The organism is Kosakonia sp. N21 (assembly GCF_050587465.1).
Taxonomy (GTDB): Bacteria; Pseudomonadota; Gammaproteobacteria; order Enterobacterales; family Enterobacteriaceae.
In genome coordinates, this window is record NZ_JBOBHR010000003.1 from 146,855 (window position 1) to 161,161 (window position 14,307).

A 14,307-nucleotide genomic window follows, 5' to 3' on the forward strand; every position below is an offset into this window, starting at 1 on the left:
CTATTTCAGAGAATATATCCTTCTGACAGTAGAGATTTATTGTTAATATTTTATTACATTTTGAAATAAATAAATTAACACATAAAATGTAAATTAATGAAAACTTATATATATCTTGTTGATATATATGATTAATTTTGCATGAAATGATTCTAAATATTTTGATTTGTAAATGAAGGTGTTAATTGTCATATTAATGCTATGGTTATTTTGCTGCATTGAAAATGTAGCGCAAAATAAGCTTTCTTAATCTGTTACAAGGAGTAAAGATATGAATGGCGTGAATGTCGCATCTGGAATTATTGGAGCTGGATTGATTGGCGGTCTGAGTGCTTTTAGCGCGTCGGCCAGTGTAGACACTACAACCAGTACAACTGCAACTCAAGTAACCCCTTCACAAACTGAAACGGAACAAGATAAGACGTCGTCAAATCGTACAATGCAAATTGAGCAAACTACCTTAGCATGTATGGCATGCTCAAATATTTAATGGACTAAATATAAAGGGGGCATGATTAATCCCCCTTTTAATTAATACAAAGGATGTATGATGAAAGGGTATCTGAGCAATGACGTTAAGTCGACAAATTTACACCGATATCTCAGTAGTAAGAATTTTACTTTATCGGAAATTTTCTGGAAAGTACAAAATGTTATTAAATGTAAGGCTGCCTATATAGGCGGATCCATTATCTATGGGATAGATAATATCTATTCTGATATTGATGTGTTAGTAATCGTTGACGAGAGTGAGGGACAACTTCCGGCTCAGCTCACGCAACTTGATATAAAAGGTGTACGGGCTGATTGTCGTACTATAGCCATTGGAAGAGTAAATGCTTCAATTGAAAATATAATAAACAAAGCAACAATAATTGCGGATAATAAAAATCCATTCAGAATTGGTCTAAAAAGTGAAGAGCATGAAGCTTTAGATCGGATTGCTAACGGTATAAATATTCATGAAAATTTCTTTCAAGTCAGAGAGTTTTATAACTCTTTAGCGCTGGTTTTAACCTTCGACAGGATTAATGATTTCTTTGGAATATACCAGGATGCTGTTGGGGCATTGTTATCTAATCAACTTTATTACTCATATACACGAACGCTAGAGTGTGCAGCTAAGGTGGTAGATATATTTTTATCTGCCAATGGTTATATAAATGAATCGGTTAAATCAAGGGTGGTCGCTTTGGATGTTTTCTATCCAGAGGAAAAGATCACCGCATGGTATAAAAATTTACTGGCTGATTTAAATATTGGTAATAATGCGAAATCTGCGTTAAGAAGTCGACTTAGAGAGATGAGTCTAATGATTTTAGATCTTCAACTTAAAAAGTTTGATATGATAGAGGCATACAATGGAAAATGAATACTACTCTATTAACTTAGATACAAGATTTGTTCTTAAAAGCAAAAATGAAGTCATTGCGCAAAAAATAGGTTCAATGGCATTAGATTCTAAATGTCTCCTTTTGAAAGGTGAGGCATGTATCAAATTAATAAAATTCTTAATGTCGGCGCGTTCTTATTCTGAAATCAAAAATCAGTTCTCAGGGGATATGTTAAATATAAGTGAGGTGGTAATTAATCTAATAAAGTATGATATTGTCAGCGTGAGTAAAGACAATGCTATATTTTAGTAATTTTCTGTTTTACCTCGGATTGCATGCGGTTTTATCTATGCCGGGAGATGAAATTTTCCCTTGTTCCCCATTTCCTTTTATAAATGAGAGAGTGAATAGTAACTGGTTTATAAATCGAGAAGTAAACCGAACTACATATAATAAAGTTGCTTACGACTTTGATGGCACTATTTATATACAAAATTCCACTTCCAGTCACACTGGCATCCGTTCACTTAATGTCGTAGTGATCAACTATATGTTGCATGACTTAAAATCTGGAAAACATATTCTTATTATTTCCAATCGACCCGAAAAATATCGAGAGGAAATAAGAGCAATTTTGCGTAATGTCTTTGATGAAAACGTGTTAAATGAAGTAACTATTATTCTTCTGGGTGACACTAAAGAAATAAAAGCCAAATACATTGAGGCTAATAACATCAGAATTTTTTACGGTGATTCAGACTCTGATATGAAAAGTGCAATAATGGGTGGTGCTATTCCAGTGAGGGTTTTGAGAAATATAAATTCACTAGACCGGAACGGAGCAAATGTTGGCTTGTATCAAGAATTAATCATGGGCTGCTCTCAGCGAGCATATTGAGGCAACGATGACGATGGACAGTGTTGTAAAACCTACTATTGCTGTCATAGGATTAGGCTATGTAGGATTGCCTGTTGTTTGCGAGTTTTCAAAATATTTCACTATTATTGCTTTTGATTGTGAACCCAAAAGAGTAGCACAGTTAAAAAGTAATATAGATATAACTGAAACTGCTTCATACAAGCGAAGGAATGAAATAAATATAAAATGGACTAGTGATGCTTTTGATTTGGAAAATGCAAACTTTTTTATTGTGTGTGTGCCCACGCCTGTTGATAATGATAACCTGCCAGACTTGTCGTGTCTGCTAGCTGCGACAGCAACCATCGCCCGTTATTTAAAATATGGCAGTACAGTTGTTTATGAGTCCACTGTATACCCAGGCACAACAGAAAATATTTGTCAGCCGAAACTTGAAGAATATTCTAATCTTAAAGCAAATGTTGATTTTTTTATTGGCTTTAGTCCTGAAAGATTGTGTCCGGGTGATGAAATTCATTCTTTAGTTAATACTGATAAAATTATCGCTTGCTCCAGTTCACTTGGTTTGGAAAATATCCATTCAATTTATCATAAGATTTATATAAATGGTTTGCATTTATCTTCAAGTATTAAAAGTGCAGAAGCTGCAAAAGTCCTGGAAAACACACAGCGAGACGTTAATATTGCACTAATGAATGAGGTGCACGAACTTTTTCAGAAAGATGAGATAGATACTTATGAGGTCTTACGTTTAGCTTCATCAAAATGGAATTTTTGTAATTTTGTACCTGGCTTAGTTGGCGGTCATTGCATTAGCGTTGATCCATACTATCTTATTAATTACGCATCCAAAATGGGACTTACATTACCGCTTGTCACTATATCCAGAAAGGTCAATGAAGAGAAAAAAAATAAGATTTTGAATATAGTGTTTGAGTTTTTTAAAAGTAAAAGGATTTCAAACCCTACAATAACCATACTTGGTATCACATACAAAGAAAATTGTACGGATCTCCGCAATTCAAAATCTTTGTTGCTTTCTGAAGACCTGGCAAGAAAAGGTTATATCGTTCAACTTAATGATGTTAAGTTAATTGAGACATTTGCCACTGACACTATAGTAGAAAATGGGCTAGTTACTTTTGAAAAATTATCTAAGAGTGATGTTTTAATAATTTGTGTTGCTCATGATGGATACAAGAGATTAAAACTTGCAGATTACAAACAAATTGTCAAAGATAATTCATTGATTATAGATGTAAAAAATATTATTAGCGCAGATATGAGAAGTGAATTATTAGATAGTAAAATTAATGTAATTAAAGGATGATGGCATGCAGAACCTTCAGAGTTTAATCAGGAATGATTTGCCTGGTAATTTTAATGAAGCATATAATTTATATAAAAGAAAAGAGTTGATACTTTGCAACTTAAATGGAATTGTTGTACCACCCTATGAGGTTCTGATCCATCCCTCAAGTTATTGTAATCTCACATGTCAATGGTGTATAGGTGAACATATACATGTTGAAAGTAGCGAGGAAATGGAACCTCATTACATTCCAAAGAAAAATAAAGATATTTTACCTAATGTATTGCACAGTGAAAAAGCATTAATGTCCGTGATCGAAAATATTCTTTCTTACAAGAAAAATATTACCACGGTAATCGATGGAATAAAAATTAACAGGACATTTAGTGTCGAGAATTTCAGCTTTTCAGGAATAACGGGTGAGCCATTAATTGCAAAAAAAGCGCTTGTATCAGCAATACGTAAAATAACATCAGAAGGCAAAAGAACTGGGCTGTTTACTAACGGACTCAAAATTGGCGCTGATATTTGCGATGCGCTTTCGAAACTATCCTATATCAACATTAGCGTTGATTCAGGAAGCAATCAAACTTACAACACACTAAAATGTTCAGGTCGGGAATCTCAGTTAAATGAATTAGATAAGGTGTATTCTAACATATATCTTTTAAAGCAGTTTAAAGATTTAAATATGACAGAGCTTGAGATTAATTGTTCATGTATATTATACCCTGAGAATTTCCGTGAAATTTACACGTTGGCAAAAAAGTTAAAATCATTGGGTGTTTCGAATCTAAGGCTAAAAAAAGATATTTATGGAGAGAAAGTATTAAGCGAGACGGAAAAACTTGAATGTCTGACTCTGATTGGCAACATCCGTAATGATCTTGAAGACTCTTCATTTAAGCTTATAACTGTGCATGATTTGAATAATTCAGAAGAGCAAGCGCAAGATTTTGACACCTGTCTGATTTCCAGAATGATGGCCGCTGTGGGGTCTGATGGCATGTTATATCCATGCAACTACCATCCAAAACCTAATGGTTACCATATTGGAAATCTTGTCGAAAAAACACTTGAAGAAATTTGGGAATCTACACATCGTGCTGATATCGATTGTCAGCTTCCCGGGATATGTCCATCGGTCTGTGATCCATTCAAAACGCGATCAAACAGACTATTTGATAAACTACACCATAATTATCAGCAGTCTGATTCTACACAAATCAAAAATTTCTTTATTGAAGCAGAAAAAATTTTCGGAGGGCAGTTAAAATGAGATTTCCAGCACAGGTATTAGTCGTTCCTTACCAGATTATTAACAATGAGTTATTGCTGACTATCCTGAAACGACAGGACATGGATATATGGCAATGGATAGCTGGCGGAGTTGAAGATAATGAATCCTTTGCCGATGCAGCACTGAGAGAGTCTGAAGAGGAGTTGGGTATTCCATCAAGTAAACTTGAGTTAATGCATTTGGATTCAAAATGCTCTATACCTAAATCATACTTTAAGGCCAGTAAGAATTGGCCCGACGATATTTATACTATAACAGAACATGCCTTTGCTGTACGGTTTGAATCCCATGAAGACATATCATTAAGCGCTGAGCACACCACATATAAAATAATAAAATTTAGCGAGCTTGGACGTTACAACACTTGGGATAGTAACAGAACGGCTGCTTGGGAGCTTCATCAAAGACTATTACAGATGGAACTTATTTGCAGATGAAGTATTCTCAGGCTTGTTACGTCGACACCTTCTTTGATGGTTTCGTATGGCATCAGGGAGGGTGGTGTATTCGACAGAATAATGAAGGACATTACAATATTAGTGCTGAGCCTAAAGCCAGGGGGTGTCGAGTTCTGGCGTTAGCGCCATTGATAAATATGCATGCACATTTATTACATGTGCCGAGATATAACCATCTCAGTGGCGTCTCAGTTCTGGAGAGTAAGCCAAATATAGGACATGATTCTTTTAATGAGCGCATTCTTGGTTCAACGCAAAATTCTGCCCTTCATGGTGTCAACATTGTGTGCTCAAGTATTAGACCCGAAGATGTTGGCGAGTTTATTCATATATATAATGACCTTCCCATATATGTTATACCTTTTTTAAGTATCAAACAATATCATGAGCGTGATTTAATAATTCAAAGGCTCCAGGAACTGCAAGATTTCTTTACCAAAAAAAATATCCCTATCAGACCAGCACTGTTAATTCATTCACTTTATAATATAAATGAAAAATCAATGCATTATTATAGCCGGTATGCCATGGAGAATAACTTTGTTCTAAGTATCCATTTTTTTGAATGGCCGGGAGAACGGGATTTTTACAATAATCCGGGTGATGACAAAGAAGATGAAATATTTTCAAGGATGAAAGCGAACTGGCCTAAAGAAACATTAAGTAAATATCTGGAAAACTTTTTTTTAAATAATAAATTGATGAGAATTCTCATTCATTGTAATTACCTTCCTTATCAGCTTTCTTATGCTAATCACGACTTGAATAATTTGATTGTCTTTTGCCCGGCATCTTGTGTAAGACTAAGAAATAACGTAGCGATGCCTGAAAATCTGAGTGGTATTGCGTTTGCAACCGATGGTTATTTTACTAATATGGGATATGATCTTTTTACCGAAATAAAGACATATAACATAGTGTCGCAGGTAAATAATCGTAGCTATCATCCTGATAAGATGCTCTCAGGAATAACGGGAAATCCTGCTAGTTATATGTTGCGCTTGGGTTTAGTATTAGACAGAAAATTTATTTACAATTTTCGTAATATAAACTTCTATTATAAGAAGAGTGGGTGCATTCCCCCTGAAAATACGGGTTTTGATTTATTGAATTATCATGATAATTACGATAGGTATAATATTTATGGATAAATTTCTAAGTATGGGAGAGCCTTTTTTAGGGTGTGACCTCGACGATCATTTTATTGATAGTTATACCAAACAACTTTCTCTAGTAATGAAGGATGGTACGTTTTCTGCAAACAATCTTATTCAGGATTTTGAAAGAAAGTTCATGGGTATTTTTGATGAGGATAACTTCTCCCTTCTTAATAATGCTACAACCGCATTAGAGTTAGCCTTATATCTTATCAAGATAGAATCTGGTTATGTGAGTGTTATCACTCAGGCCATAGGATTTTTTGGTGTTCATTCTATGATAATCAGCCGTGGTTATCCTTTAATTTTATGCGATGTTCAAAAAACTTCATTCGACTTCGAGCTTGCAGAGCTAGAGCTTAAACTGCTTAATGGCGCCAATGTTATTCTTGTTACGCATATGAATGGCATTCCCTCAAATATGCACGCAATATCTGACCTGGCAGAGAGAGTATCTGCTAAGACGGGGGAAAAAATATGGATTATAGATGATCTATCAAGAAGTTTAGGCTCCAGGATTGAAGGTAGGAACTTGTCATCTTTTAGCGATTTTTCAGTTTTTTCATTTCAGGCAAAAAAACATCTAACTTTGTTAGGTGAAGGTGGCGGTATCGTATGCAAAAATAATGAACATGCAGACGCTGTTAAGTCTGCAAGAGGGTTCGGTGATAAAAAATTTTTTGGATTTAATCACAAAATATCTTTTTCTCAAGTATTGTTTGGCTTGAATCTAATAGACAAAATCCAGGATCAAATAGAGCGAAGGATATCTATAGGAAAAAATAGAGATAATAAGGTGTCTGGAATTGAATTATTCGATTTTTTATATCCTGAAGGTTTTGATTTTACATGTACTTACTACCTTTATACTCTAAAAATTAATGAAGACTATCCTGCGGATCTGCGAGAGAAAGTGATTGAATTGCTTAACGCAAAAGGCATAGGTAATTGCATTGCAAATCTACCGGTTTATAAAACATCTACGTTCATAAATGAGAAACTTTACCATCCTGTTTGCCCTAATGCCGACACATTAGGGGATAGGATTTTATCTATTTCTCTACATCCTTCATTTACTGATGTTGAGGAAAATTATATCATCAACTCACTCTCTGAGATAGCATATGAACTCAGCTAGATTTCCACTTAATATATCGGAAGTTTACACGCGTTTTCCTTCCAATATGAAGTTTATTCCATTGAATACTAGATTGAATTCCGAATGTACCATGTTGGAATCAGACGGCTATATTATAAAAAGTTGTAAAATAAAAGACAAAAGAATATTTCAGGAATTTTTCAAGTTAATGCATTCTTTTAATAATGATCTGTTTTATAGAGTGCTCAAAACCAGTAGTGGTAGTTTTCTATTTCATCATAACAGCCACGATATTTATGCCTATGAGAAAGTCAAAGGGGATGTATTTGTTTTTAATCTTAGTAGCGCATCTTTGCTCGGAAGTGCGTTAGCTGCTCTACATAATGTAATGGATATCCCTGAGTTTCGATCTAATGATCGCAAGTTAGAAAAAATGGTCAGTGTTTTTTTATCTCATGAACCTGATTCATTATACAATGGGCAATATAGAAAACGATATGTTTTAGACTTTATAGATACTGTTCCTGATTTTTTGGATAAACCGCAAAATTTTATTCATGGTGATATGTGGAAGGAAAATATTATTATTTCTGGAAAAAATATCACATTTATAGACTTTGATAGTATGCATTTATTTTATAAAGACTATGAGGTTATGCGCTGTTTTTTCATATCTTTCCTTGATTCTATCATTGATGAAAAGAAAACCATAATAGAGCTCATCGAGAAGTATCAAAATTACTTTATTTCGTATATGAATGTCGGTTCGTTGGATTTAAATTCGGCTTTCAATTTCTACTTATTTGTGTTCTGCCTGGAATGTGATGTTGAAGATCAAGCGTGTCATGATAGTGCAATGCTATCGTTTCTCATAAAAAGACAGTATTTATTGATGACCTTGATTGAGAAACGACTCGATATTTTATCTGTATTTAATGGTTGGGCAGGAGATTTAAATGTTATCTAATGTCATCGGCATTAAATTAAATGTTCATTTTGCAGAAGTAGTGATTGGGATAGAAAGTAATGATGAACAATTTCTGGATGAGATGAAATGTATTTTCTTCAACCACATCAGCTCTTATCAAGGCAACGCCGATATTCATATTTCTGCTAATTTTGGTGTTCAGTTGAGCCACTTTATGGATTTGAATAAGAGGCTTACTTCCGCCAGATGTGGTTTGCTAGTTGATACTGTGAATGACACGTTTGATTTGAAAATATATTCACTTTTTAAATCTAAGAAGTTATATAAAGCTGCATTCAGAGAGATAAGAGATTATATAGACGGCTTTATCGTCAATCAGGAGGTTATGACTTTGCATGCCGCATGCGTAAGTAATGATCGTGGAGCGGTCTGCATTATGGGTGATAAGTTTGCTGGTAAAACAACTTTGATGCTCAAGTTGCTTTCTCTAAAATATAATTTTTTATCTAACGATAAGCCTTATGTATATCTATTTGGCTCAGATTTTTATGCTTTTTCATTACCTGTAAGTGCAGGTGTTCGCTTGGGTAGTATAAATATTTTTCCGAATTTGCAAGAAGAAATTCAAATAAGGTCCTCATCAGGTGATGTTGAATTTTCTTCAAACGGAAGAGTTCATCTCACTCCAAAGGCCCTTTGTGATATTTTCAATGTGAATTACCAGCATCATTCTAAAGTAAGGAAATTTATTTATCTTTCTACTGGTTATGCTGATACGCCTGTGTTGGCTAATCCTAAAGTCAATATTCAAGATAGTATTCTTACTTGTAAAAATACTTTTTTGCAGGATGCATTTTCTAAAATAGAGATAAAAATTTGTAGCACTTACGATGAGGCGCTTTATGAATCGACTATTTAGACGATAGCCCGAATAGCGAGAATTGTGATGGAAGAAGTTTTTAGTAGTCTCTTACCGGAGCGCTTTGATAAAAGCACGTGTGCTGTATTTACATACTGCCGATGAAGTGAAAGGAATTGATAAGGTGAGGGCGGCATAACCCGGCGACAGAGCACCAAAACCAAAGAACCACATGTGTTCAGATTCTTTCAATAGTGGTGCCCGGACTCGGACTAACGCCGTAGGCGTTGAACAGCGCGCTTGCCGCGCTGGCCCCGAAGGGGTGAGCCGCTTGCGGCGAATAATCGAACGAAGTTCGATGGAGAGTCCGGAAGCAGAAAAGCAAAAACCCAGCCATAGGCTGGGTTCTCTGAATAGTGGTGCCCGGACTCGGAATCGAACCAAGGACACGGGGATTTTCAATCCCCTGCTCTACCGACTGAGCTATCCGGGCAACGGGGCGCATTAAACCTTAATCGTCTTAAGGCGTCAACCTTATTTCTTTAAATGCTAACCGGTTGCTCAACTTTGCGGCAATCTGTGCGATTCTGCGGCGTAAAACGGGAATTGCACAAATCTTCCAGACTTTTATTGACCGGCGAGGAATGCTAAAAAACCTGAAGGCGTTCCGGAGGCTCTATGGCTAATGACTGGCTGGAACTGCGGCAGCATGCAGACACCGGCATTGAAACAATTCGCGCTCACTTTGAAGGGCACGCATACGATCCGCACTGGCACGATAGCTACCTGGTGGGGATCACGCTGGCGGGCACTCAGCAGTTTCATTGCCGTCGCGAGCGTCATCGCAGCAGGCCGGGCGACGCTTTTTTACTGGAACCGGGCGAGATCCACGATGGCGATGCGCCCGTTGCCGGCGGTTTTACCTATCTGACCTTTTATCTCGATGAACACTGGCTCAGCGATACGTTACGCGGCCTGTATGAGTCGGTGCCGTCCAGCTATTCACTCCATTTTTCTCATACTATCGCCCGCGAACCGCTGCTGATCGGCGCGATTGCGCAGACCTTTTACGCGCTACACCGCGAAGAGATACGTATTGTCCAGCAAAGCGCCATGGATACGCTGCTTAGTCAGCTGACGCACCATTGCCAGTGGCATAAGCGGCTGCCTTCGCAGGTACAAAGCGCGGCGATAGCCCACCGCGCCAGGGATTATCTTCATGCACATATTGGTGACAATATTGGGTTGTCGGACCTGGCGCGGGAAACCGGCACCGATCGCTTTACGCTGACGCGCTGTTTTAAGCGCGAATTCCACTTAAGTCCTCATGCCTGGCTTATTCAGCTTCGCCTTGCCACGGCGCGCGCGCAACTGGCGCAGGGCGCACAACCGGCCAGCGTTGCCGCCGCATTAGGCTTTGCCGATCAGAGCCACCTCGGGCGCTGGTTTCAGCGGGCTTATCGCCTCTCGCCCGCGCATTACCGCAGGTTGTGCACAAATCTTCCAGACGATACGGAAAAATAACGCCACAGTCTGAGGCTCATGACTAAGGAGCCCGATTGTGAATCTGCTGCATAACTCTTTGCCGTTCTTACTCTTCGCGTTTGTCGCCTCGATTACGCCGGGACCGACAAATATCCTGATCCTCGCCAGTAGCCAGCGCTTTGGCGTTAAAGCGACGCTGCCCGCAGTGGTGGGCGCGTGTGTGGCGGCGAGCCTGATCGTTTTTATCTCCGGCGCGGGTGCCGGGGAGAGCCTGCGGGACTACCCGCTGGTGCGTGAGGTGATGAGCTGGGCTGGCGCGTTGTGGCTAAGCTGGATGAGCTGGCAACTCTTTTTTGCTCCCGCCACAGATTTACAGGGCGAAGCACCGCGCCCCTTCAGCGGTCGCGCGGCGGCCATGTTGCAGTTGATCAACCCTAAAACCTGGATGATGGCGCTGGCGGTGGTGAGTCTGTTTGCCCCGCACAGCGGTCAACCGCTGCGCGAGGTATCGCTGCTGTCGCTGTGGTTTTTACTGATTTCCCTGATTTGCCTGAGCGCATGGACGCTGTTGGGCAAAGCGGCCAACCGGCTGTTTCGCACGGTGACATCCCTTGTCTGGTTTCAGCGCGGGATGGCGCTCTGTTTGCTGGCCTCCGCCTGGGCGGGGATGTTTGGCGTTTAAGTCAGCGCGCCGCCCTGGCGGCAGCGGGCAAAGCGCAAAATATCTTCCGCCAGCCGCTGCGCGGTATCGACATCGGCCTGGCTGCGGTTCACCAGCATCCGGCTCAGGCAGCCTTCCAGCACCAGTTCCATCTGCTTCGCTACCATAGCCGGATCGTCCACTTCCAGCCGGGTCAGCAATTCATGCGTAAAGTCGTGGGCGTCGCGTTTTTGCTGATCCGCCAGTTGGTGGATGGGATGACCCGGATCGGGAAAGAAGGTGCAAGCGGCGATGAACAGACAGCCGGGATAACGGTTATTGCTGACGCACTCAGTCAGCGCACCGTAGCGTGCAAGGAGCTTCTGTTCACTGCTCAGTTCTTCATTCAGCAATAGCTGCCTGCGCCAGATATCCACCTGCTGGCTCAGATAGCGCAGGGCGTCATACAGCAGGGCTTCTTTATCCGGCCAGAAACGGCGGAACTCATCAATGGGATAATCAATGCGTTCGGCGACCATCTCCAGCGTGGTGTCTGCAATCCCTTTTAATTCAAGCAACTGTAAAGTTTGGCTCAAAACGTCTTCGCGTTGCACGGTGATGTCCTCCGTTATGTGAAGCGTATTCCCCCAACCAAGTGTTGTTTACGGGGCTTGATTGCGCAAATGTGAGGCAAAGGCGGCGGCGTCCATAAATCCGGTTACTCTGGCCGCAGGCTGCTCTTGCCCCTGGGTATCAAAAAACAGGATCGTCGGCAGGCCGAGCACGTTCAGGTGCTGCAGCAGCGCCGCATCCCGGGCGTTATTGGCGGTGACGTCCGCCTGCAATAACAGCGTATTTTTTAGCGCTGCCTGTACCTGCGGATCGCTAAAGGTGTACTTCTCAAACTCTTTGCAGGCCACGCACCACTCGGCATAGAGATCCAGCATCACAGGGCGACCCCTGGCCTGCGCCAGTGCCTGGTTCAAGTCGTCCACGGTTTTCACTGTTGTAAACGTCAGCGGTGCGTGCGTCTGTGCGGTTGGTGCGCCGAAGACCCAATCTTGTAGCGGGCGTGCACACACCAGCGCTGCGCCGAGCAGCGCAATTTGCAGCACGCGTACAATGGGGCGCTTCGCGCTGAGGCTGGTGATAAAGGCCCAGGTGAAAAACGCGATGCCTAACAGCGCCCACATGCGTAGTCCCCAGATATCGCCAAGCACGCGCTCCAGCAGGAACACGGGCAGGGCGAGGATCACAAAGCCGAAGGCGATTTTGACCTGCTCCATCCACGGCCCGCTTTTCGGCAGCAGTCGGTTACCGAACACGGTGACCAGTATCAGCGGCAGCCCCATACCCAGCGCATAGAGATAGAGCGTACCACCGCCGAGCCACAGGTTGCCGCTCTGGGCGATGTACAGCAGGATGGCGCTCAACGGCGCGGTGGTGCAGGGAGAGCAAATCAGCCCGGCAATCGCACCCATGGTGAATACACCACCCATTGATCCGCCTTGCTGCTGGTTACTCCACAGCGTCAGGCGGGTTTGCAGAGCAGAGGGAAGTTGCAGCGTAAACAGGCCAAACATAGAGAGCGCCAGCAGACTAAACAGCGCCGAGAGGCCGATCAGCACATACGGATGCTGTAACGCGGCCTGGTACGATAATCCGGCGGCCGCAACCACCAGCCCCAGCGCGGTGTAAGTGAGCGCCATCCCCTGGACGTAGATGAATGCCAGCAGTAATGCGCGCGGTGTGGCGAGACGTTGCTTGCCGCCGAGCACGATGCCGGAAATCAGTGGATACATAGGCAATACGCAGGGGGTAAAGGCAATGCCGATGCCGATCAGCAGCGCCCAGAGTGCGGAGAAGGGCAGTGCATTTCCCCTCACCCCGGCCCTCTCCCCCGAGGGGAGAGGGGGAATAGCCGTTCCGGATGCGGCAGGGGGAACAGTAGTCCCGGAAGCGGAAGGGGGAATAGCCGTTCCGGATGCGGCAGGGGGAATAGCCGTTCCGGAAACGCCAGGGGCAACAGAAGTGGGGGTACCACTGGTCGTTGCCACCACGTCCATCAGCGGCACGACTTTGGTTTCCGGCGGGTAGCAGAACCCGGCATCGGCACAGCCCTGGTAAGTGACGGTCAGCGTTGCGCCTTTCGCCGCCTTAGCCACCTTAAGCGGCACGCTCAGTTGCTGGCGGTAGATGTCTGTTTTGCCGTAAAACTCATCTTCGTGCATCTCCCCTTGCGGTAGCGAAAGGGGGCCGATACTCGCCTGTGCAGGCGTAACGCGAATCTGCTGGCGATAAAGGTAGTAGCCTTTTTTCACCTGCCAGTTGAGGGTCAAATCATGCTGATGTTGCTGAAAATCGAAAACAAAGGCCTGATCGGCAGGCACAAAGTCAGAGCGGCCGGGCGCGTCAAATAATCCGGCAAAGGCGGATGTGCTGCACAGCAGCAGGATCAGCGTAAGGATGCGTTGAGCCATGAGAGGTAGTCGTAATCTCCGTGGGTAACGGGTAAAGCCAGTAATTCCGGGGTCTGATACGGGTGGTGCGATTTTATACAAGCGAAGAGATCTTCGAGATGGGCGACGTCGGTTTTCAGCAATAGCTGAACTTCGTACTCTTGCTCCAGCTTGCCTTCCCAGTAATAGAGCGAAGTGGCGCCCGGCAAAATGGTGACGCAGGCAGCGAGTTTCTCCGCCAGCGCTTTTGTCGCCAGATCCTGGGCGGTGGCTTCGTCCGGGGCGGTGCAGAGTACAACAACGGCATCAGGCGTGTTCATCGTCAACCTCGTAGCAGCGAAAACATCGACTATACCACGCGAAGACGGATCGGGCCGCCAGGCGGCCCGATTTTAA

Annotated in this window: 16 protein-coding genes and 1 tRNA gene; 13 read left to right on the forward strand and 4 right to left on the reverse strand. The window is 42.3% G+C overall.

The features are described 5' to 3' along the window. The first annotated feature begins 271 nt into the window (after window positions 1-271). From ACQ3G7_RS07795 to ACQ3G7_RS07845, 11 genes are all read left to right on the forward strand, one after another. Window positions 272-490: a hypothetical protein gene (locus ACQ3G7_RS07795; protein ID WP_430889430.1), complete on the forward strand. Its 219-nt coding sequence runs from the start codon at window positions 272-274 to the stop codon at window positions 488-490. A 60-nt stretch (window positions 491-550) separates the two neighbouring features. Then, entirely contained in the window at window positions 551-1,372 is an 822-nt protein-coding gene (locus ACQ3G7_RS07800) for a hypothetical protein (protein WP_430889431.1), read from the forward strand. Next, window positions 1,362-1,643, forward strand: a complete 282-nt coding sequence (locus ACQ3G7_RS07805) for a hypothetical protein (protein WP_430889432.1) — start codon at window positions 1,362-1,364, stop codon at window positions 1,641-1,643. The genes ACQ3G7_RS07800 and ACQ3G7_RS07805 overlap by 11 nt, the downstream gene beginning before the upstream one ends. A gap of 40 nt (window positions 1,644-1,683) precedes the next feature. Next, on the forward strand, window positions 1,684-2,232 hold the full coding sequence (locus ACQ3G7_RS07810) for an HAD family hydrolase (protein ID WP_430889433.1): 549 nt from the start codon (window positions 1,684-1,686) through the stop codon (window positions 2,230-2,232). Between the two features lie 7 nt (window positions 2,233-2,239). Next, on the forward strand, window positions 2,240-3,544 hold the full coding sequence (locus ACQ3G7_RS07815; RefSeq protein ID WP_430889434.1) for a nucleotide sugar dehydrogenase: 1,305 nt from the start codon (window positions 2,240-2,242) through the stop codon (window positions 3,542-3,544). Window positions 3,545-3,548: 4 nt separating this feature from the next. After that, entirely contained in the window at window positions 3,549-4,805 is a 1,257-nt protein-coding gene (locus ACQ3G7_RS07820) for an SPASM domain-containing protein (RefSeq protein WP_430889435.1), read from the forward strand. Next, entirely contained in the window at window positions 4,802-5,263 is a 462-nt protein-coding gene (locus ACQ3G7_RS07825) for an NUDIX hydrolase (RefSeq protein WP_430889436.1), read from the forward strand. The genes ACQ3G7_RS07820 and ACQ3G7_RS07825 overlap by 4 nt, the downstream gene beginning before the upstream one ends. Continuing rightward, a complete protein-coding gene (locus ACQ3G7_RS07830; RefSeq protein ID WP_430889437.1) occupies window positions 5,260-6,435 on the forward strand; it encodes an amidohydrolase family protein in 1,176 nt (391 codons plus the stop codon). The genes ACQ3G7_RS07825 and ACQ3G7_RS07830 overlap by 4 nt, the downstream gene beginning before the upstream one ends. Continuing rightward, window positions 6,428-7,579, forward strand: coding sequence for a DegT/DnrJ/EryC1/StrS family aminotransferase (locus tag ACQ3G7_RS07835; protein WP_430889438.1), 1,152 nt, complete (start codon window positions 6,428-6,430; stop codon window positions 7,577-7,579). Before ACQ3G7_RS07830 ends, ACQ3G7_RS07835 begins: the two co-directional genes overlap by 8 nt. Before the next feature lie 91 nt (window positions 7,580-7,670). Continuing rightward, window positions 7,671-8,507: a phosphotransferase gene (locus tag ACQ3G7_RS07840; protein WP_430889439.1), complete on the forward strand. Its 837-nt coding sequence runs from the start codon at window positions 7,671-7,673 to the stop codon at window positions 8,505-8,507. After that, window positions 8,497-9,387, forward strand: a complete 891-nt coding sequence (locus tag ACQ3G7_RS07845; RefSeq protein WP_430889440.1) for a phosphoenolpyruvate carboxykinase (ATP) — start codon at window positions 8,497-8,499, stop codon at window positions 9,385-9,387. The genes ACQ3G7_RS07840 and ACQ3G7_RS07845 overlap by 11 nt, the downstream gene beginning before the upstream one ends. Window positions 9,388-9,744: 357 nt before the next feature. Here ACQ3G7_RS07845 and ACQ3G7_RS07850 read toward each other — a convergent pair. Beyond that, window positions 9,745-9,820 (reverse strand) — tRNA-Phe (locus ACQ3G7_RS07850). Between the two features lie 185 nt (window positions 9,821-10,005). Between ACQ3G7_RS07850 and ACQ3G7_RS07855 the strand changes: the two genes are divergently transcribed. Together ACQ3G7_RS07855 and ACQ3G7_RS07860 are read left to right on the forward strand one after the other, a co-directional pair. Next, window positions 10,006-10,851, forward strand: coding sequence for an AraC family ligand binding domain-containing protein (locus ACQ3G7_RS07855; RefSeq protein ID WP_430889441.1), 846 nt, complete (start codon window positions 10,006-10,008; stop codon window positions 10,849-10,851). A gap of 37 nt (window positions 10,852-10,888) precedes the next feature. Next, window positions 10,889-11,494 (forward strand): LysE family translocator, encoded by a 606-nt coding sequence (locus ACQ3G7_RS07860; protein WP_430889442.1) that lies wholly within the window; start codon window positions 10,889-10,891, stop codon window positions 11,492-11,494. On the opposite strand, the gene ACQ3G7_RS07865 is transcribed toward ACQ3G7_RS07860, so the two are convergent. The 3 genes from ACQ3G7_RS07865 to cutA are packed head-to-tail and all read right to left on the reverse strand — an operon-like array spanning window position 11,491 to window position 14,231. Beyond that, window positions 11,491-12,066 carry a transcriptional regulator gene (locus ACQ3G7_RS07865; protein WP_263098364.1) on the reverse strand — a complete coding sequence of 192 codons (576 nt, stop codon included), beginning with the start codon at window positions 12,064-12,066 and terminating at the stop codon, window positions 11,491-11,493. The two genes, ACQ3G7_RS07860 and ACQ3G7_RS07865, sit on opposite strands and share 4 nt — an antisense overlap. A gap of 48 nt (window positions 12,067-12,114) precedes the next feature. Further along, window positions 12,115-13,932 carry a protein-disulfide reductase DsbD gene (locus ACQ3G7_RS07870; protein ID WP_430889443.1) on the reverse strand — a complete coding sequence of 606 codons (1,818 nt, stop codon included), beginning with the start codon at window positions 13,930-13,932 and terminating at the stop codon, window positions 12,115-12,117. After that, window positions 13,908-14,231, reverse strand: coding sequence for a divalent cation tolerance protein CutA (gene cutA, locus ACQ3G7_RS07875; protein ID WP_430889444.1), 324 nt, complete (start codon window positions 14,229-14,231; stop codon window positions 13,908-13,910). The genes ACQ3G7_RS07870 and cutA overlap by 25 nt, the downstream gene beginning before the upstream one ends. Between the last annotated feature and the right edge of the window lie 76 nt (window positions 14,232-14,307).

Bases quoted from the DNA above. Each gene is read 5' to 3' on its own strand.
- ACQ3G7_RS07795 (WP_430889430.1), top strand. From the start codon at position 272: ATGAATGGCGTGAATGTCGCATCTGGAATTATTGGAGCTGGATTGATT.
- ACQ3G7_RS07800 (WP_430889431.1), top strand. From the start codon at position 551: ATGAAAGGGTATCTGAGCAATGACGTTAAGTCGACAAATTTACACCGA.
- ACQ3G7_RS07805 (WP_430889432.1), top strand. From the start codon at position 1,362: ATGGAAAATGAATACTACTCTATTAACTTAGATACAAGATTTGTTCTT.
- ACQ3G7_RS07810 (WP_430889433.1), top strand. From the start codon at position 1,684: ATGCCGGGAGATGAAATTTTCCCTTGTTCCCCATTTCCTTTTATAAAT.
- ACQ3G7_RS07815 (WP_430889434.1), top strand. From the start codon at position 2,240: ATGACGATGGACAGTGTTGTAAAACCTACTATTGCTGTCATAGGATTA.
- ACQ3G7_RS07820 (WP_430889435.1), top strand. From the start codon at position 3,549: ATGCAGAACCTTCAGAGTTTAATCAGGAATGATTTGCCTGGTAATTTT.
- ACQ3G7_RS07825 (WP_430889436.1), top strand. From the start codon at position 4,802: ATGAGATTTCCAGCACAGGTATTAGTCGTTCCTTACCAGATTATTAAC.
- ACQ3G7_RS07830 (WP_430889437.1), top strand. From the start codon at position 5,260: ATGAAGTATTCTCAGGCTTGTTACGTCGACACCTTCTTTGATGGTTTC.
- ACQ3G7_RS07835 (WP_430889438.1), top strand. From the start codon at position 6,428: ATGGATAAATTTCTAAGTATGGGAGAGCCTTTTTTAGGGTGTGACCTC.
- ACQ3G7_RS07840 (WP_430889439.1), top strand. From the start codon at position 7,671: ATGTTGGAATCAGACGGCTATATTATAAAAAGTTGTAAAATAAAAGAC.
- ACQ3G7_RS07845 (WP_430889440.1), top strand. From the start codon at position 8,497: ATGTTATCTAATGTCATCGGCATTAAATTAAATGTTCATTTTGCAGAA.
- ACQ3G7_RS07855 (WP_430889441.1), top strand. From the start codon at position 10,006: ATGGCTAATGACTGGCTGGAACTGCGGCAGCATGCAGACACCGGCATT.
- ACQ3G7_RS07870 (WP_430889443.1), bottom strand. From the start codon at position 13,932: ATGGCTCAACGCATCCTTACGCTGATCCTGCTGCTGTGCAGCACATCC.
- cutA (WP_430889444.1), bottom strand. From the start codon at position 14,231: ATGAACACGCCTGATGCCGTTGTTGTACTCTGCACCGCCCCGGACGAA.